Source organism: Actinomadura sp. (assembly GCF_044508335.1).
Taxonomy (GTDB): Bacteria; Actinomycetota; Actinomycetes; order Streptosporangiales; family Streptosporangiaceae; genus Spirillospora.
Window position 1 is genome coordinate 23,533 of the sequence record NZ_JBIQHY010000017.1, and the last position, 16,787, is coordinate 40,319.

Consider the following 16,787-nt stretch of genomic DNA (forward strand, 5'->3'; position numbering starts at 1 on the left):
CCGCCGGGCGCCGGGGGGACGGGGTTTCTCTCAGGCGAGGAAGTTGCTGTAGGTCTTGACGGTCCAGCCGGTCATGCGGGTGTGCGGCACCAGCCAGGGCACGAACCGCAGCAGCGGCGACGGCGTCGGCCGCCGCTCCGAGAACTTCGCCATCCCGTGGAGCCGCTGCAGCTTCCTGACCCGCATCGCCTCGTAGGAGCGCAGGCACGACTCGACGGCCCGCACGCCGGAGGGCGCCGTCCCGGACCCGGTCAGCACCTGGTTGAGGCACCACGCGTCCTCCAGCGTCTGGTTGACGCCCTGCGCGAGCGTCGGCGGGACGGCGTGCAGCGCGTCGCCGATGAGCGTGATCCGCCCCCGGCCCGGCCGGTCGGGAACCTGGTGCAGGATGTGCGGGAACAGGCCGATCTCGTCGTCGACGAGCCGCTCCAGCAGCTCGGGGACGGGCGAGACGACCCCGCCGAACCGCTCCCTGAGGTTCTGCGTCGCGGACGCGCCCTCGCCGCTGCCGCGGTCGCCGGTCCGCTCGTCCCGCACGCCGCGCGGCACCGTGTCGCCCTCGGCCCACGGCGTGACGAACACCCACTGGATCTGGCCGTCGCCCGCGGAGAACATCGTCGAGAAGCCCGACTTGCCGTGGAAGACGATGCCGGTGGTCTCGTGCGGCAGGCCCACCGGCAGCCGGGTGAGGCCGTGCCAGGTCGCGAAGCCGGTGTAGGCGGCGGGCGTCTCGCCGTGCAGGTAGCGGCGGACGGCGGAGCGGTGCCCGTCGGCGCCGATGACGACGTCGCCCTCGGCCTTGGTGCCGTCGTCGAACTCCGCGATGAGCGGGCCCGCGGCGCCGTCCGGCGGCTCACTGATCCCGACGCACCGCTTGCCGTAGTTGAGCACGCCGTCGGGCAGGCCCTTGGCGAGCTCCTGGACGAGGTCGCCGCGCGGCACGACCACGGTCGGGTGGCCGAACCGCCGCTCCAGCCGGGTGAGGTCGAGCCGCAGCAGCGTGTCGCCGCGCTCCGACAGGGTGTTCATGGCGTCCATGCGGCTGCCCATGGCCTCCGGCTCCACGCCGAGGTCGCGCAGGATCCCGGTGCCGTTGGACCACAGGATGAGGGACGCGCCCTCGGTGCGCAGCCGGTCCGCCTGCTCGTAGATCTCGACCTCGTGGCCGGCGTCCAGCAGATATCGGGCGGTGGCGAGACCGCCCACGCCGATTCCGATAATGACGAATTTCATCATTGGTTCCTTGCTCGGAGTTCCTTTTCGCGCGGCGGTCCGCTCAACGCGGGTCGCGAATGGCCGCAAGCAGCACGCAGCAGCCGGGCCGGTGCACCTCTCGAACGGTGAACTTCGCCTCCACGAGCCAGCGGATGAGCGTTTCCCGCGGCTGGAGTTCGACCAGCAGGTCCTTCTCGTGGCGCGCCTGGAATTCCCGGTAGAGCGGGTCGGCGGACTGCTCGAAGGTGAACAGCGCGAATGTGCCGCCGTCCGCCAGGCAGCGGCTCACCTCGTGGATCACCTGCTCCTGCCCGGGCAGGGTCTGCAGCGCGTTCCAGCAGGTCACCGCGCCCAGCGAGGCGTCCGCGACGGGGAGGCTCAGCGCGCTGCCGCGCACGGCGGGCAGCTTCGGCGGGGTCGCCTGGAGCGCGGCCAGCATCGAGGTCGCGAGGTCCAGCGCGATGACGGGGCCGGGGACCGTCTCGGCGACGACCCTGGTGAAGCGGCCCGTCCCGGCGGCGAGGTCGAGGACCGGACCGGTCACCCGGCCGAGGTGCCGCTCCAGGAAGTCGATCTCCTGCTCGACGGTGAGCAGGCCCTCGAAGTCCCGGCCCATCGCGCGCAGGAACGCGGGCCGGAGCCCGCGCTCGTAGCGGGCCACCTTCCCCGGATCGTTGATGATCATCGCTTCCAGCGTGTTCCCGGCCTCGGACGACAGGTCGAGCCAGTCCCCGGTCGCCGGGTGCTGCTTCCCGCACGAGCCGCACCGCGCGCCCTCGGCGGCGAGCGCGAGCGGGCCGCGGCAGTCGGGGCAGGCGAGCAGCGCCGCGGCCGGGGCGAGCAGTTCGACGGCCGAGGGGGCGTCCGCGGCCCGGCCGGCGGGCGCGGGCGGCTCGGGTTCGGCGTAGTCGGGCTCGGCGCGGTACGGCCGGACCGGCGTGTCCAGCAGGGCGAGGGCCTTGAGCGCCGAGTAGTCGCGGATCTTGCGGGTGTCGCCCGCCCAGAGCGCGTCCAGGTCGCTCTCCGGCATGGCGGAGATCCAGTTCCTCCGGTCGGCCTCCAGCTCCGCCTCGGTGACCGCCCACATCGCGGGCGAGGGCCACTCGCGGCCGAGGGCGTGGCCCTCGGTGCGCTCCTCGTCGAGCGAGCGGAGCAGCCGGCTCCGGTCGTCGGCGCTCAGCCGGAGCGCGTCCGACGCCTTCAGCACCCGCTCCCGGTCCTCGGGGAAGAACCCGGCGAAGTGCAGCAGGGCGGCGGTGAGCCGGCGGTCGGCCGCCGCCCCGTCGAACAGGGACAGCACGGCCGCGGACTCGACCCGCACGGCGTCGTGCGCGTCGGTGTCGGCGAGCAGCGCCAGGAGCATGACGAGATGCGGGGCCCGGTCCGCGGGCGCGCCCTCGCGCAGCGCGGACGCGAGCACGGGCACGGCCGCGCGCCCCTCGTCGGTCGCCCTGGCCGGCTCGACGTGCACGGCGAAGGCGGAAGCGGTGTCGGATGCCTCCTCGGAGGCCACCCCGGCGGGACTGCGGAAGGCGGCGTCAAGCTGACGGAACAAGGCGGGAACCGATGCGGCGGGCGCGTCGAGGAAGTCGCGCACCGCATTTTCGACCTTATTGCTCGCAGGTGCGCCGCTGACGGAGACGTCCATATTCGGATGCTAGTCCGGACGCCATTCAGAACATAGGCTGAGAGAAACGATAGGGGTCGATTGAAGGGCCGCCGAACATAGGGGCCGGAACAGGGGTTTCCCATTCCACCCCCGCATGTTACACATTAACGATCGCCTGCGCGGCCCGCAATCAATTCCGCACCCGCCATTTCACCGTGCCGGGGCCGCGCCGCCGGGCGGCATCGCGGGCGGCACGCGCCGCCGGCGCCGCGGGTCTCCGCACCGTCCGCCGGGCTTTCGCACAGCCGTCGTGGCCACCTTCCGCACCGCTGCCGCGGGATTTTTTCGCGGAGTGTCCGTCTGGGGGGCGGCCGTTCGTCTTCGCTGCGGATCTGCCTGAGTGAACGGAGACCGCAATGCCCGACATCCTGCACCGCGTCAGCATCGACGCGCCGCCCAAGCGGGTGCACGACCTCATCGCCGACACCGGCGGCATCGCCAGCTGGTGGACGGGACGGCCGCTCACCGGAGAGCACGCCGTCGGCTCCGGCTTCGCCGTGTACTTCGGCGACGCCGAGCAGCCCGCCGCCGCGATGGAGGTGCTCACCGACGAGCCGGACCGGGTGGTCTGGCGGGTCACCGGCGGGCCCGGCAGCTGGATCGGCACCCTGATCACGTTCACCCTGCGCTCTGCCGGACGCGGCGGCACGACGCTGCTGTTCTCCCACGCCGGCTGGCGGGAGGCCGACGAGTTCATGAGCGGATGCAGCACCAACTGGGGCTCCTACCTGACCAGTCTCAAGACCGGCGCCGAAAGCGGCGCGTTCGCCGCCTACCCCGCCGGTGAGATCAGCCGCTGGGGCTGAACGCCGCCGCCTTCCGACAGGAGGAACGATGACCTCATCGCACACGCCGAGCCCGACGGCCGCGCGGCTCGAACGCGTCTACGACGCTCCGGTCCGGCTCGTCTGGGAACTGCTGACCACCGCCGGCGGGCTCGGGGAGTGGTTCGCCCCGGACGGCTTCGAGAGCCGGGTGGGCGAGCTCGACCTCAGGCCCGGCGGCCTGCTGCGGTACACCATGACCGCGACGGCGCCGGAGCAGGTCGCGTTCATGCGGGACACCGGCAACCCGCTCGCCGCGGAGGTGCGCAAGACGTTCACCGAGGTGGCGCCGCCGCACCGGCTCGCCTACCTGTCGCTGATCGACTTCGTGCCCGGCCGCGAGCCGTACGAGCACCTGACGACCGTCGTCCTGGAGCCGGCCGGCGCCCGCACGCGCCTGGTCATGACGCTCGACCCGCTCCACGACGAGTCCTGGACGGAGCAGCACCGCGCCCACCGCGGCGAGGAACTCGACCACCTCGCCGCGGCGATCGAGCGGCGCGCCGGCTGACCGCGAGGCCGCCCGGCCGGCCGCCCGCGGTCGGCCCCGCCGCCCCGGGTCAGAAGGGGAAGCCGCGGTCCTGGTCGCGGACGGTGATCCACTGGAGTTCGCAGAACTCCTCGGCGGCGAAGCCCAGCCCGAAGCGGCCCCAGCCGGTGTCCTTGACGCCGCCGAACGGCATCTGCGGCTCGTCGTTGACCGGCTGGTCGTTGACGTGGACGATGCCGGCGTCGAGGGCCTCGGCCAGGCGGAGGCCGCGCGGGCGGTCGCCGGTGATGACCGAGGCGACGAGGCCGAAGTCGGAGGCGTTGGCGCGGGCGACGGCGGCCTCGGCGGAGTCGACCGCTTCGAGGACGACCACGGGGCCGAACGTCTCGCCCTGCGCGATCTCCGCCTCGTCCGGTACGTCGGCGAGGACGGTGGCCGGGTAGCACGGCGGGGCGGGGTCGCCGCCGGCCAGCACGCGGGCGCCGAGGCCGACGGCCTCCTTGACGCGGCGGTCGATGAGGGCGAGGGCCCACTCGTTGATCACCGGGCCGATGACCGTGTCCGGGTCGGCCGGGTCGCCCACCGGCAGCGCCGCGGCGCGGGCGGCGAAGCGCTCGGCGAACTCCTCGGCCAGCGGGCGTTCGACGTAGACGCGCCTGGCGCACATGCACACCTGCCCCTGGTGGACGAAGGCGCCGTAGGTCGCGGCGTTCACGGCGTAGTCGAGATCGGCGTCGCCCGCGACGATGAGCGGGTTCTGCCCGCTGAGCTGCAGCACGACCCGCTTGAGGTGCCGTCCGGCCTTCTCGGCGAGGCGGCGGCCGGTGGGGGTGGAGCCGGTGAAGTTGATCCGCTTGACGAGCGGGTCGGCGAGCAGCGCGTCGCCGATGCCGCCGGCCTCGCCGGGGGCGTGGGTGACGACGTTGAGCGCGCCCGCGGGCAGGCCGGCCTCTTGGAGGATCTCCGCCCAGAGCGCACCGCCCGTGTACGGGGATTCCTCGGACGGCTTCAGCACGACGGTGTCGCCGAGCGCGAGCGGCCCGACGATCGCCCGGCCGCCGAGGGTGAGCGAGGCGTTCCACGGCGCGATCGCCGCGACCACGCCGACCGGCCGGCGGACCGCCATCGCCGTGGTTCCCGCGGCGTCCGACGGCAGCAGCTCCCCCGCGGGCCGGTAGGGCAGCTGCGCGGCCTGGCGGAGCAGCTTGGCGGCGAAGTCGAGCTGGACGGCGCCGAAGGTGCGCCCGCAGCCGGTCTCGTCGGCGAGGGCGGCGAGCACCTCGCCGCCGCGCCGCTCCAGGACCTCGGCCGCGCGCAGGAAGACGAGCTGGCGCTCGTGCGGCGGCGTCCGCGCCCAGCCCTCGAACGCCGCGTGCGCGGCGGCGACGGCCCGCTCGGCGTCCTCGATGTCGCCGGCGGCGACCTCGCCGAGCGTCTCCCCCGACCACGGGGAGCGGTTCGGGTAGGAGCGGCCGGACGCGGAGTCCACCCACTCGCCGCCGATGAAGTGCCCGACGCGAGCTGTGCGCCAGTCCGCCATGGGGCCGTTCTCCTCGCTCACGTCGGTCGGTTGCGGCCCTAGAACATTGCCACCACGCGCCCGACGGTCAAAAACGTTCGAATAACTGGAACAGTCAGATCGTATTCTGACCGCTGTGACCGATGACGACTCCGCGCGCCGGCGTGCCCGCAGGGCCGCCGACCCGTCCTTCTCCGCCTCGCTGGAGCGGGGGCTGCGCGTCCTGTCCGCCTTCACCGGGGACCGCTCGGTGCTGGGCGTCGCCGAGCTGGCGCGGGCCGCGGGGCTCACCAAGAGCACGGCGCACCGCTACGTCGCCACGCTGACCAGGCTGGAGTACCTGCAGCAGGACCCGGAGACCAAGAAGTACTCCCTCGGCCCCCGCGCGGTGGACCTCGGGTTCGCGGCGATCGACTCGATGGAGCTGACGAGCATCGCCGGCCCGCCGCTCCAGGCCCTGGCGGACGAGACCGGCTACACCGCCAGCATCGGGCTCAGCGACGGCCTCGACGTCGTCTACGTCGACCGGAGGCGCAGCGGCCGGCGCAGCGCGCTGGCCATGGACCTCAACCTCCACGTCGGGTCGCGGCTCCCCGCCTACTGCACGTCGATGGGGAAGGTGCTGCTGGCCCACAAGGACGCGGCGGAGCTGCGGCAGCTCCTCGACCGCACCGACCTGGCCCGCCGCGGGCCGAAGACGATCACCAACCGGGAGCAGCTCACGGCGGCGCTGGCGCGGGTGCGCCAGACCGGCGTGGCGGTCAACGACGAGGAGCTCGCGCCCGGCCTGCGGTCGTTCGCGGCGCCGGTGCGCGACCGCTCGGGCGCGGTCATCGCGGCGGTCAACGTCGCCGTCCACCTGACGGTCGCGCCCGCGTCGGTGGACGCCCTGGCGGGACGCGTCGAACCGCCGCTGCGGCGCACCGCCGCCGAGATCTCCAGGCGGCTCGGGTATCGCCCCACGTCAGACCAAGGTTCCAGATAGCAAAATCGCGTTCGAATTCTCGGAACGACCCGTTGCTCCTGCCGACGGCGGGTGCGTACGGTCGCACCACTTCCGGCTTCCCGGCCGTGACCAAGGAGTTCAGCGTGAGCGAGATCCCGGCGCGCGGTTCGCTCCTCAAGACGGCCGCCGTCCTCGGCGACTACGGCTCGGGGTACCTCGTCCTGCTGGGCGCGGGCGGCATCGCGGTGGCATTGTGGCTACTACCAGGCGGGTTGTGGGGCCTGATCCGCGGAAGGACGGAGCTGAGCCTCTTCCCCGCCGGCTACCACGTGCGGAGGCCCGATGTCGCCCAGTGAACCGGTCGCCGCCGTCACGACGGGCCGGCTCAGACCCGCCGGCCCGACCGAGAGGATGCCGGCCGCGATCGCCGCCACCGGACCGCACGTGCACGCCTACACCGCGGTCACGGCGGACGAGGCCCGCGCGCGGGCCGCCGAGCCGGAACGCGCCGGCCGGCGCGGCCCGCTGCACGGCGTCCCGGTCGGGGTCGAGGACCTGATCGACACGGCCGGCGTCCGCGCCGCCGATCGGCGCGATGACCGTCGCGGCCGGCGGGCGCGAATGGCCGGTCGAGCCGCTGCCGGCCCGGCCCGCCTCCCTGTTCGACGCCGCCGGGCTCCCCGCCGCCCCGGTGCCGGCGGCCCTGCCGGACCTGGGGCGAGCGCGTGGCCGGAACGCTCGGCGGCAGCCGCCGCGGCGAGGTGCTCAAGCCGGTGCTCCGCATGAAGCACTGAGAACACGACAGGAGAAGGAGGAACCGCCGTGGGACTGCTGGACAGCGTCGACTGGCAGGGGAACATCTTCAAGAACGGTGCGTGGACGGCGGCGCACGGCGGTGACTACGCCGTGGTCGAGCCGGCCACGGGCGCCGAGCTCGGCCGGATGGGGCAGGCGAACGCGCAGGACGTCGCCGAGGCCGCCGCGAGCGCCGCCAAGGCGCAGCGGGAGTGGGCCGCGCTGCCGCACACCGCCCGCGCCGCCGTCCTGCGCAAGGCCGGCGACCTGTGGCAGGAGCACGCCGAGGAGATCAGCGGCTGGAACGTTCGCGAGGTCGGCACGGTCCCCGGCATGGCCGGGTTCGCCCTGCACGTCGCGGCGGAGGAGTGCTACAACGCGGCCGGCCTGCCGGCCATGGCGACCGGCGAGATCCTGCCGTCGGAGGAGCCGCGGCTGTCCATGGCGCGCCGCATGCCGGCGGGCGTGGTCGGGGTGATCTCGCCGTTCAACGTGCCGATCATCCTCGGCATCCGCTCGGTGGCGCCGGCGCTCGCGCTGGGCAACGCCGTCCTCCTCAAGCCCGACCCGCGCACCGCGGTCACGGGCGGCACGCTGATGGCGCGGGTGTTCGAGGAGGCCGGGCTGCCGCCGGGCGTCCTGCAGATGCTGCCGGGCGGCGCGGACGTCGGCGAGGCCATGATCACCGACCCGCACGTCCGGGTCATCTCGTTCACCGGCTCCACCCAGGTCGGCCGCCGCATCGGCGAGCTGGCCGGGCGGCACCTCAAGCGCGCCCACCTCGAACTCGGCGGGAACTCCGCGATGCTCGTCCTGGACGACGCCGACGTGGACGCGGCGGTGAACCTCGCCACCTGGGGCTCGTTCTTCCACCAGGGCCAGATCTGCATGACCACCGGCCGCCACCTGATCGCCGACCGCCTCTACGACGACTTCGTGGAGCGCCTCGCCGCCAAGGCGGGCGGGCTCCCGGTCGGCGACCCGGCGGCAGGCGAGGTCGCGCTCGGCCCCGTCATCGACGCCGGCCAGCGCGACAAGATCCACGGGATGGTCACCGCGAGCGTCGACCAGGGCGCGAAGCTGGCGTCCGGCGGCACCTACGAGCAGCTCTTCTACCGCCCCACGGTGCTCGCGGACATCCCGCTGACCGCGCCCGCGTTCGCCGAGGAGGTGTTCGGCCCGGTCGCCCCGATCACCCGCGTGTCGTCCGCCTCGGAGGCGGTGGAGCTGGCCGCCGCGGGCGACTACGGGCTCTCGCTCGGCATCGTGACCCGGGACGTGATGCGCGGCCTGGCCGTCGCCGAGCAGATCCCGACGGGCATCGTCCACATCAACGACCAGACGGTGAACGACGAGGCCAACGCCCCGTTCGGCGGCGTCGGGGCGTCCGGCACCGGTTCCCGCTTCGGCGGCGCCTCGGCGAACATCGAGGCGTTCACCGAGATCCGCTGGATCACCATGCGCGGCGAGCCGCCGCAGTACCCGCTCTGATCCCGCACCGGAGGCGGGCGCGGCCGGCCCGGCCGCGCCCGCCTCCGGGTTTCAGCCCGTGAGCTTCACCCGGGGGCGCTCGTCGTCGATGAGGAAGGACGCCAGGCGTTCCCCCTCATCGGCGACGGCGGTCCGGTCGGGTTTGGAGAGCGGGCGCAGCGGGGCGATGACGACCGCGTCCGCCTCGGTGGTCCAGGTGGCGGCGACGCGGCCGTCGACCAGGACCACGCGCTCACCGGCGACGGAGAGGCCGCGGTGGGCGTCGTCGATGATGCGGCGGCGGTCCTGGTAGCCGAGGATCGCGTTGTCGAACGCCGGCAGGAAGCGCACCGGGGCGGGCGTGCCGGGGTCCGGGCGCGGGGCGCCGGGGAGGTCGAGCAGCTCGCGGCCGCGCTCGTCCCGGAACGCGACCAGCTCCGGGCGCAGCGCCGCGACCGCGGCGGGCAGGCCGGCGAGACCGCACCAGGCGCGCAGGTCGGACGAGGACGCCGGGCCGAACGCGGCGAGGTAGCGCCGCAGCAGCTCCCGGCCGACCGGGTCGGAGCCGTCCGCGGGCAGCGGGTCGACGTCCCGGCCGAGCCAGGAGGAGAGCAGGGCGTGGCGCACCCCCGCCTTGGTGCGCCATAGGCCGCGCGGCGGCGCCTGCACCATCGGGACCAGGGAGCCGAGCATCTCCCCCAGCGCCCGCGGCCCCGCCTGCGGCCAGCGCTCGGGCAGCGCGCGGACCAGCTCCGCCGACGTGCGGGGGCGGCCGTCCTCCATCACCGCGCGGCCCGCCGCGGCGAGTTCCCCGAAATCCACCCGCTCCAGCTCGCGGCGGTAGGCCCCGAGCACCCTCTGGCACATCATGGCCTGGTGGCGGGCGTGCCACGCGAGCGCGTCGGCGGCGGTGACGAGGTGGACGGTGCGGCGCATCAGGTGGGTGCGCACCGCATGCCGCCCGGTCAGGAGATCCGAGAGCGCCGCCGGGTCGAACCCGCGGAGCCGCGACCAGAGCCCGACGAACGGTTCCTGCGGTTCCTGCGCCTGCAGGCCGCCGAGGTGGGCGACGGCGTCGAGCACGGGCAGGTCGGCGCGGTCGAGCAGAAGCTGGCGGGCGAGCGTGGCCCGGTTGAGCGCCCGGTCGTCCAGAACGGTCATGACCCCAGCGTCGCAAGGAAAGCGGTCAGTTCCTGACCGCATCTCACGCGGCGGCGAACCGGTTTGGTCTGGCCGGGTGCGGCCAGCATGGTTCCGCTCATGGCATCCGCGCGTGACCGTAGTCGCCGGGGGGCGCGCGCAAGCGCCCGCCGTTCCGCGGGGGTTTGCGATGAGCGCGCTCATCACGGTCGACGATGTGCCCGTCGCCGACCGCACCGAGTTCTTCCGGCAGATGACGGCGAGCACATGGGTGCCGATGGAGTGCCGTCCGATCGGCCGCTGGGACGGCTACCGGGGGAAGTTCCGCACCAGCGGGCTCGGCCCGATGCAGGTGGTCGTGATGGACATCATGCCCATCACGGTGCACCGCACGCCGAGCATGATCTCCATGGCCGACCCCGACCTGCTGAAGCTCTTCCTGGTGTGCGGCGGCGGTCGCTGCGGCGTCGGCCAGGGCGGGCGGCAGGCCCTCCTCTCGCCCGCCGAGTTCGCCTTCTACGACACCCGCCGTCCCTATGAGGTGGTGTGCGGCCTCGACGACCGGCCGACCCGGGTGATGACGTTCATGTTCCCGCCGTCGCTGCTGCCGCTGCCGCCGGGCCGGGTGCGCGGGCTGACCGCGATGCGCATCCCGGCGACGAGCGGCCTCGGCGACCTCACGTCGCAGTTCCTGCTCCGGCTCGCCCGCAACGTCGACCATCTCAGCCCCGCCGAGGCGGCCCGGGTGTCGTCCGCCGCGCTGGAGGTGCTGGCCACGCGCCTGGCCGGCGAACTGGACGTGCGGGACTGGGACACGCCGCAGGCCAGGCGGCACGCCCTGCTCACCACGATCCAGGGCTTCATCCGGCAGCACCTCGGCGACCCCGGGCTGACCCCGGCGAGCATCGCGGCCGCGCACCACATCTCGGTCCGCACCCTCCACCAGCTCTTCCACGACGAGGGCCTGACGGTCGCCGGCTGGATCAGGCGGCGCCGGCTGGAGCGGTGCCGCGGCGACCTCGCCGACCCGGCGCTCGCCGCCCGCCCGGTCGCGGCCATCGCGGCCCGCTGGGGGTTCTCCAGCGCGGCCGACTTCAGCCGCGCGTTCCGCGCCGAGCACGGGCTGCCGCCGTCGGAGTACCGCAGGTCCGCACGCAATGCAAAGGACCCCGCGCGGTAGGCCAACGACATCCGCGCCTCCCCCGGCCACGCTTGCCGTACAGCGAACACACGGGGAGGAACCATGACGAGTTATCCGTTCGCGGACCGAGCCGCCGAGGACGAGCGCCTCGTGGCCCAGGGCAGGCTCTTCGACCCGCTCACCCGGCGGCTGCTGCGCCGCGCGGGGATCGCGCCCGGCATGCGCGTGCTCGACCTCGGCAGCGGCGCCGGCAACGTGACCCGGCTCGCCGCCGAGCTGGTGGGCCCGGACGGCGCCGTGGTGGGCGTCGAGCGCGACCCCGCGGCGGTCGAGCTCGCCCGGCGGCGCACGGACGCGCCCAACATCGAGTACCGGGTGGGCGACGTGCGGACCCTCGACACGATCGGCGGCGGCTTCGACGCCGTCGTGTGCAGGCTGCTCCTGATGTACCTGCCGGACCCGGCGGCGGCACTGCGCCGTGCCGCGTCGCACGTCCGTCCGGGCGGCGTGGTCTGCGCGCACGAGGCCGACCTGGCCTACGCGCCCGCCGCCCCCGCGACGCCGCTGTGGGACCGCGCGCACGGGTGGTTCCTGGACGCGCTGGAGAAGGCCGGCTTCGAACGGCGCATGGGCCCGGCGCTGTTCCCGGCGTTCCGCGCCGCCGGGCTGCCCGGACCGCGGCTGCTGGTCGAGACGTTCGCCGGCGGCGGCCCGGATGCCCCCGCCTGGGGCTGGGCCAACGTGATCGGGGCGACGGCGCCGCTGATGGAGCGGACGGGCGTCGCCACCGCCGCCGAACTCGACCCGGCCACCCTCGCCGACCGCCTGCTGGCCGACGTCCTCGCCCATGACGGCTGCGTCTTCGGCCCGCCGATGACCGGGGCCTGGACCACCGTCCCGAGCCCATGACCTCCGGCGTGCTGGACGTGCGGGCCGTCCGCAGGCACTTCGCGTTCCCCGGGCGCGGCCGCATCGCGACGAACAACGCGGCGAGCACCCAGCCGCCGCGCGAGCTGGTGGACCTCTACCGGACGCTCGCGCCCGGCTACGAGAACGTCCACCGGGGCCAGTCCACCGCGTCGCGGGAGATGACCGCGCTGTTCGAGGACGCCTACGACACGATCGCGCGGTTCATCGGCGCGCCCGGCCGGGAGTGCGTCGCGCTGTTCCGCAACGCGACCGAGGCGATCAACGCGGTCATGTACTCGCTGCTCACCGAGTTCCGCGACGGCGACAACATGGTGACCACGCTGATGGAGCACAACTCGGACTACGTCCCGTGGCACGCGCTGTGCCGGGAGCTGCTGCCGCGGCTCGGCCGCCGGGTCGAGCTGCGCCTCGCGCGGTTCGACCCGCGCACGGGCGAGCTCGACCTGGAGCACCTGGCCTCGCTGATCGACGGGCGCACCAAGCTGGTCTGCTGCACCGGGGCGTCCAACTTCCTCGGCACGCGCGTGCCGCTGCCCGCCGTCCGCGCGCTGGCCGACGGCAGCGGCTACCCGCAGCCGACCGGCGAGCGGCGGTCCCTGCTGCTGGTCGACGCCGCCCAGCTGGTGCCGGGGGCCTTCGTGGACGTGCGCGCCCTCGACGCCGACTACCTGGCGTTCTCGTTCCACAAGCTGCTGGCGCCGTTCGGCGTGGGCGTGCTGTACGGCAGGGAGCACCTGCTGGCGGCCGCGCCGCCCTTCCTCTACGGCGGCGACATGATCGCCGAGGGGCGGGTGTTCCCGGACCGCGTCGAGTACAACACGCTGCCCTGGAAGTACGCCGCCGGGACGCCGAACATCCTCGGCGCGATCGTGTCCGCGCAGGCGCTGCGCCTCCTGCTGGACCTGGCGCTGTCACCGGACCGGCCGGTGTACTTCGGGACGTCCCGCCCCTTCGGCCGGGACGCCGTCCGCGCCGCGATGGACCGGGTGTCGGCCTGGAACCGGCGGCTCACCGCCCACGCGCTCGACGCGCTCGCCGCCGTCGACGGGATCACGGTCTACGGGCCGGAGGACCCGTGCCGGCGCACGTCCCTGGTGTCCTTCAACCTCGCGGGCCGGGACCCGGTCCGGGTGGCGGAGGAGCTGAACGCGATGGGCGTGGAGTCGCGCGCCGGGTGCCACTGCGCCACCCTCGCGCACCACGCGCTCGGCCTGACGCCCCCGGCGAGCTGCCGCCTCAGCTTCTACCTCTACAACACCCATGAGGAGGTGGACGCGGCCGTACGGGCGGTCGCCAAGGCGTCACATGGTCTGTAGGGCGGCCATCATGAGCAGGACGGAGAACGAGCAGCCGGCGACGAGGACCAGGCCCGCGGCGGCGAGCGCCGTTCCCGCGGAGAACACGCGCCGCACGATGAGGTAGATGACCGCGGTGCCCAGCAGGGCGAGCACGGGGAGATAGGGGATGTACAGGGAGGCGGCGCCCACGAGGAGCGCGCAGGCCAGGGCGGCCGCCGCCCTGCCTCCCGCGTGGAAGTCGCGGTGCGTGACGCCATAGGCGACGGCCCCGGCGAGAAGGGCGCTTCCCGCGATCATCAGGACCACGTAATCCATGTACGACCTCCGGCTCGGCGGATGCCACGAGAATCCGTTTCAGCCCGTATGATCCGGGCCGGAGGCGAAAAGTTCGAATTTTGACGATCTCTCAGGTGAGCCGCGGGACTCCCGGGCCGGACGTCACATGGGCCGGTGCGCCAGCGCGCGCTCCAGCCGCTCCTGGGCGCGGGCGGCCTGCCGCGCGCGGTAGGCGATCGGCATGTACCGGAGGCGTTCGGGGAGCAGCGGCGTGCTCCGCCCGATGACCTGCGCGACCAGCCGCAGCCTGCGCTCGTCCGCCGCGGTCCACCGCAGCCCGAGCTTCTCCCGCGCCGCCTCCGGCAGGGTGCCGATGGTGATCAGCCGGCCGAGCCGGCCGCCGGCCTCGCTCAGCGGGGCGACCGCGGGGCGCAGCAGCTTCGGCACGTTGGGCGGGACCTGGCTCATCTGGGCGAGGACCTCGTAGGCCACCTTGTGCGGGACGAGCGTGTTGGCGACCATGTCGTCGAAGTACTCCCAGTACTCCGGGATGCTCCCCGGCAGCATCCGCTCGGGCACCCGCAGGATCCTGCCGAGCTGGAGGAACTCGTCGAAGATCTGCTGTTCCTCGTCTTTCGTCAGCGGCGCCGGCGCGAAGTACTCCGCCGCGGCGACGGCGGCGTAGAAGCCGGTCAGGTGCACCCACGCCCACGGTTCGGCCGACAGCGCGTGATGGCGCCGCCCCTCCTCGTCGACGGCGCTCAGCGTCTTGTGCATCTCGCGCAGCCGCTTGCCCTCCTCGATGGCGGCCCGCCCGCCGTAGACCCACGTCTGCACCGAGGCGAAGCTGCGCGCGGCGCGGCCGAGCGGGTCGGTGCGGAAGCTGGACCGCCGGTCGACCACGGTGCCGATCGCCGGATGCATCACCTGCAGGATGAACGCGCTGTTGCCCGCGATCGCCGACGTGTAGAGGCCGATCTGCTCCCACAGCAGCGACCCGGGTCCGAACGGGACGGGCTCGCCGCGCTCCGGCTCGGCCGGCCGGGCCGCGGACGCCCCCTCGGTCACCGTCATGCGGCATACCTCCTGAAAGAACTCCTCCGGTAAGTTGAACGCGAATAAGGAGTCGCTTACAAGTCGCGTTTGCGAGGGAACCGCCGATGGCCTCCTCACCTGGGCTTTCGCCCCGCCGGATCCCCACCCAGGACCGTTCGCGCCGGATGGTGGAACGCATCCTGGAGGCCGCCACTCGCGTTCTGTCGGAACGCGGCTACGACGGCGCGTCCACCAACCGCATCGCCAAGACCGCGGGCATCAGCAACGGGTCGCTCTACCAGTACTTCCCCAACAAGGACGCGATCGTCATCGCCGTCCTGGACCGCTTCGCCGACCATCTCGCCGACCGGCTCGGCGCCGAGATCGAGGCCACCATGCGGCTGCCCTGGGAGGACGCCGGCCGCGCCCTGCTGGACGCGCAGATCCGCCTGTTCGAGGAGAACGCCGACCTGCTGCGGATCATCGTCGAGCAGGTGCCGCGGCTCGGCCCGTTCGACAAGCTCGCCGCGCTGCAGCGGCGGCTGACCGACCTGATCCGCGTCTACCTCCTGGTCAACCGCTCCGCGTTCCGCGACGACCTCGACATCGACGCGACACTCTGGATCATCACCGAGACCGTCGGCCTGCTCTCCATCAAGTACGTCCTGGACCGCCCGCCCATCCCGCACGACCGCATGGTGGACGAGCTGGCCGAACTGGTCATCGGCTACATCCGCAAGCCCGCATGAGGCCCGCCGCCGCCCCGGACGGTCCGCGTCCGGGGCGGCGGGCTCGGGCCGTCCGGGCTCGGGCCGTCCGGGCTCGGGGTGGCGAGCGCGGGCCGTCAGCAGGTCAGGTTGCCGCCGGCCGGGACGCCGAGGATCTGCGTGAACCGCTGGTAGGCGTTCACGCGGCTTTGGACCTGGGCCGGGTTCCGGCCGTCGCACTCCAGAGAGCCGTTGATGCTGCGGATCGTCTCACCGAAGCCGCGTCCGTTGACCATGGCGCTGTGCCCGGTCATGGTGCCGGGACCGCTCTGGGTCATCCAGTACCAGAGCCCGGTCTTCCAGGCCACGGCCGCGTCCTGCTCGACGAGCCACGGGTTGCGCAGCAGGTCGATGCCGAGGGAGTCGCCCGCCGCCTTGTAGTTGAAGTTCCAGCTCAGCTGGATCGGGCCGCGGCCGTAGTAGGCCGCCGTGCCGGCGGGGCAGCCGTAGGGCCGGCCCGCGTCGCAGTAGTGCGGGTAGTTGCTCGTGTTCTGCTCGACGATGTAGACCAGACCGCCGGTCTCGTGGCTGACGTTGGCGAGGAAGGCCGCGGCCTCCTGCTTCTTCACCGTGTCGCTGCCGGTCTTGGCGAACGCCGGGAACGACGCCATCGCCGCGGTCAACCCGGCGTAGGTGTAGAAGGAGTTGCGGCCCGGGAACATCTGGTTGAACTGCGCCTCGCTCACCACGAAGCCGCCGGGGGCGGGCGGGTCGGAGGGCCCCGGGTCGGTCGGGCCGTCGCAGGCGTACGGGTCCCAGAACCAGTTGCTGATCACGGGGTCGTAGCCCGGGTTCTCATGGACGGCGATGTAGTACTTGCCGTCGGTGTACCTGACGACGCTGCCCACCGGGTACCACTGCCCGGCCGTCCAGTCGGGGGCGGAGCAGCCGGGACCGGACGTCCCGCCGCCGCAGGCGCCCTGATCGGTCCAGACCTCCGCGGTGCCGGGGGTCTCGTTCTGCGTCCACCATCGCGCGGACCAGTTGTGCCCGTTGTAGGACACGGACGCGCCGCCGGTGTAGACGGCGGACGCGTTCCACTCTGCCGCGCACGCGGCGGCGGTGGCCGACGCCATGGGCAGGACGGCCGACAGGCATCCTGCCGCGAGCAGCGCGGCGCTCAGCATCGTCAGGAGACGTCGCACCTGATCACTTCCTTCGGGACTCGACTCTTTCGCGGGGTGATCGCACGCGCGGCCGCCCGGTGCGGGCGGGCGCGCGTGCGGAGGGGCTCGCGTGCGGGGTGTGCACGCGGCAGGGCGCGTCAGCGCA

Annotated in this window: 17 protein-coding genes; 10 read left to right on the forward strand and 7 right to left on the reverse strand. The window is 73.6% G+C overall.

Going from position 1 to position 16,787, the window contains the following annotated elements; all coding sequences use genetic code 11:
* Positions 1-30: 30 nt before the first annotated feature.
* Both ACIWVC_RS09330 and ACIWVC_RS09335 read right to left on the reverse strand, forming a co-directional pair.
* Entirely contained in the window at positions 31-1,233 is a 1,203-nt protein-coding gene (locus tag ACIWVC_RS09330; protein ID WP_396448196.1) for an FAD-dependent oxidoreductase, read from the reverse strand.
* A gap of 43 nt (positions 1,234-1,276) precedes the next feature.
* On the reverse strand, positions 1,277-2,770 hold the full coding sequence (locus tag ACIWVC_RS09335; RefSeq protein ID WP_396448195.1) for a class I SAM-dependent methyltransferase: 1,494 nt from the start codon (positions 2,768-2,770) through the stop codon (positions 1,277-1,279).
* 470 nt (positions 2,771-3,240) lie between these two features.
* On the opposite strand from ACIWVC_RS09335, the gene ACIWVC_RS09340 reads away from it, so the two are divergent.
* Positions 3,241-3,690 carry an SRPBCC domain-containing protein gene (locus ACIWVC_RS09340; protein ID WP_396448194.1) on the forward strand — a complete coding sequence of 150 codons (450 nt, stop codon included), beginning with the start codon at positions 3,241-3,243 and terminating at the stop codon, positions 3,688-3,690.
* Positions 3,691-3,718: 28 nt separating this feature from the next.
* Positions 3,719-4,219 carry an SRPBCC domain-containing protein gene (locus tag ACIWVC_RS09345; protein WP_396448193.1) on the forward strand — a complete coding sequence of 167 codons (501 nt, stop codon included), beginning with the start codon at positions 3,719-3,721 and terminating at the stop codon, positions 4,217-4,219.
* A gap of 49 nt (positions 4,220-4,268) precedes the next feature.
* Here ACIWVC_RS09345 and ACIWVC_RS09350 read toward each other — a convergent pair whose 3' ends face one another.
* Complete coding sequence (locus tag ACIWVC_RS09350) at positions 4,269-5,738, reverse strand: aldehyde dehydrogenase family protein (RefSeq protein WP_396448192.1); 1,470 nt, start codon at positions 5,736-5,738, stop codon at positions 4,269-4,271.
* Positions 5,739-5,853: 115 nt separating this feature from the next.
* Between ACIWVC_RS09350 and ACIWVC_RS09355 the strand changes: the two genes are divergently transcribed.
* The 4 genes from ACIWVC_RS09355 to ACIWVC_RS09370 all read left to right on the forward strand — a co-directional run bounded on the left by ACIWVC_RS09355 (position 5,854) and on the right by ACIWVC_RS09370 (position 8,949).
* On the forward strand, positions 5,854-6,702 hold the full coding sequence (locus tag ACIWVC_RS09355; RefSeq protein WP_396448191.1) for an IclR family transcriptional regulator: 849 nt from the start codon (positions 5,854-5,856) through the stop codon (positions 6,700-6,702).
* Positions 6,703-6,806: 104 nt separating this feature from the next.
* Positions 6,807-7,019 (forward strand): hypothetical protein, encoded by a 213-nt coding sequence (locus ACIWVC_RS09360; RefSeq protein ID WP_396448190.1) that lies wholly within the window; start codon positions 6,807-6,809, stop codon positions 7,017-7,019.
* Positions 7,020-7,074: 55 nt separating this feature from the next.
* Positions 7,075-7,449 carry an amidase family protein gene (locus tag ACIWVC_RS09365; RefSeq protein WP_396454010.1) on the forward strand — a complete coding sequence of 125 codons (375 nt, stop codon included), beginning with the start codon at positions 7,075-7,077 and terminating at the stop codon, positions 7,447-7,449.
* Between the two features lie 36 nt (positions 7,450-7,485).
* Positions 7,486-8,949, forward strand: coding sequence for a benzaldehyde dehydrogenase (locus ACIWVC_RS09370; protein WP_396448188.1), 1,464 nt, complete (start codon positions 7,486-7,488; stop codon positions 8,947-8,949).
* Positions 8,950-9,000: 51 nt separating this feature from the next.
* Here ACIWVC_RS09370 and ACIWVC_RS09375 read toward each other — a convergent pair whose 3' ends face one another.
* On the reverse strand, positions 9,001-10,089 hold the full coding sequence (locus tag ACIWVC_RS09375) for a winged helix DNA-binding domain-containing protein (protein ID WP_396448187.1): 1,089 nt from the start codon (positions 10,087-10,089) through the stop codon (positions 9,001-9,003).
* 169 nt (positions 10,090-10,258) lie between these two features.
* Here ACIWVC_RS09375 and ACIWVC_RS09380 point away from each other — a divergent pair, with 169 nt between their 5' ends.
* From ACIWVC_RS09380 to ACIWVC_RS09390, 3 genes are all read left to right on the forward strand, one after another.
* Positions 10,259-11,248 (forward strand): helix-turn-helix domain-containing protein, encoded by a 990-nt coding sequence (locus ACIWVC_RS09380; RefSeq protein WP_396448186.1) that lies wholly within the window; start codon positions 10,259-10,261, stop codon positions 11,246-11,248.
* A gap of 63 nt (positions 11,249-11,311) precedes the next feature.
* Positions 11,312-12,118 carry a class I SAM-dependent methyltransferase gene (locus ACIWVC_RS09385; RefSeq protein WP_396448185.1) on the forward strand — a complete coding sequence of 269 codons (807 nt, stop codon included), beginning with the start codon at positions 11,312-11,314 and terminating at the stop codon, positions 12,116-12,118.
* The gene (locus tag ACIWVC_RS09390; RefSeq protein WP_396453991.1) at positions 12,115-13,455 is read left to right on the forward strand and encodes an aminotransferase class V-fold PLP-dependent enzyme; all 1,341 of its coding nucleotides are present in this window, start codon (positions 12,115-12,117) and stop codon (positions 13,453-13,455) included. The genes ACIWVC_RS09385 and ACIWVC_RS09390 overlap by 4 nt, the downstream gene beginning before the upstream one ends.
* Here ACIWVC_RS09390 and ACIWVC_RS09395 read toward each other — a convergent pair.
* Positions 13,441-13,752, reverse strand: coding sequence for a hypothetical protein (locus ACIWVC_RS09395; RefSeq protein WP_396448183.1), 312 nt, complete (start codon positions 13,750-13,752; stop codon positions 13,441-13,443). The genes ACIWVC_RS09390 and ACIWVC_RS09395 overlap by 15 nt on opposite strands.
* Positions 13,753-13,875: 123 nt before the next feature.
* Positions 13,876-14,787, reverse strand: a complete 912-nt coding sequence (locus tag ACIWVC_RS09400; protein WP_396448182.1) for an oxygenase MpaB family protein — start codon at positions 14,785-14,787, stop codon at positions 13,876-13,878.
* Positions 14,788-14,933: 146 nt separating this feature from the next.
* Here ACIWVC_RS09400 and ACIWVC_RS09405 point away from each other — a divergent pair, with 146 nt between their 5' ends.
* Complete coding sequence (locus ACIWVC_RS09405) at positions 14,934-15,497, forward strand: TetR/AcrR family transcriptional regulator (protein ID WP_396448181.1); 564 nt, start codon at positions 14,934-14,936, stop codon at positions 15,495-15,497.
* A gap of 95 nt (positions 15,498-15,592) precedes the next feature.
* On the opposite strand, the gene ACIWVC_RS09410 is transcribed toward ACIWVC_RS09405, so the two are convergent.
* Entirely contained in the window at positions 15,593-16,642 is a 1,050-nt protein-coding gene (locus tag ACIWVC_RS09410; protein WP_396454012.1) for a glycoside hydrolase family 19 protein, read from the reverse strand.
* Positions 16,643-16,787 lie beyond the last annotated feature (145 nt).

What these genes read in the sequence shown, in the direction of transcription:
- ACIWVC_RS09330 (WP_396448196.1), bottom strand. Translation starts at nt 1,233, where the DNA reads ATGAAATTCGTCATTATCGGAATCGGCGTGGGCGGTCTCGCCACCGCC.
- ACIWVC_RS09340 (WP_396448194.1), top strand. Translation starts at nt 3,241, where the DNA reads ATGCCCGACATCCTGCACCGCGTCAGCATCGACGCGCCGCCCAAGCGG.
- ACIWVC_RS09345 (WP_396448193.1), top strand. Translation starts at nt 3,719, where the DNA reads ATGACCTCATCGCACACGCCGAGCCCGACGGCCGCGCGGCTCGAACGC.
- ACIWVC_RS09350 (WP_396448192.1), bottom strand. Translation starts at nt 5,738, where the DNA reads ATGGCGGACTGGCGCACAGCTCGCGTCGGGCACTTCATCGGCGGCGAG.
- ACIWVC_RS09365 (WP_396454010.1), top strand. Translation starts at nt 7,075, where the DNA reads ATGCCGGCCGCGATCGCCGCCACCGGACCGCACGTGCACGCCTACACC.
- ACIWVC_RS09375 (WP_396448187.1), bottom strand. Translation starts at nt 10,089, where the DNA reads ATGACCGTTCTGGACGACCGGGCGCTCAACCGGGCCACGCTCGCCCGC.
- ACIWVC_RS09380 (WP_396448186.1), top strand. Translation starts at nt 10,259, where the DNA reads ATGAGCGCGCTCATCACGGTCGACGATGTGCCCGTCGCCGACCGCACC.
- ACIWVC_RS09385 (WP_396448185.1), top strand. Translation starts at nt 11,312, where the DNA reads ATGACGAGTTATCCGTTCGCGGACCGAGCCGCCGAGGACGAGCGCCTC.
- ACIWVC_RS09390 (WP_396453991.1), top strand. Translation starts at nt 12,115, where the DNA reads ATGACCTCCGGCGTGCTGGACGTGCGGGCCGTCCGCAGGCACTTCGCG.
- ACIWVC_RS09395 (WP_396448183.1), bottom strand. Translation starts at nt 13,752, where the DNA reads ATGGATTACGTGGTCCTGATGATCGCGGGAAGCGCCCTTCTCGCCGGG.
- ACIWVC_RS09400 (WP_396448182.1), bottom strand. Translation starts at nt 14,787, where the DNA reads ATGACGGTGACCGAGGGGGCGTCCGCGGCCCGGCCGGCCGAGCCGGAG.
- ACIWVC_RS09405 (WP_396448181.1), top strand. Translation starts at nt 14,934, where the DNA reads ATGGTGGAACGCATCCTGGAGGCCGCCACTCGCGTTCTGTCGGAACGC.
- ACIWVC_RS09410 (WP_396454012.1), bottom strand. Translation starts at nt 16,642, where the DNA reads ATGCTGAGCGCCGCGCTGCTCGCGGCAGGATGCCTGTCGGCCGTCCTG.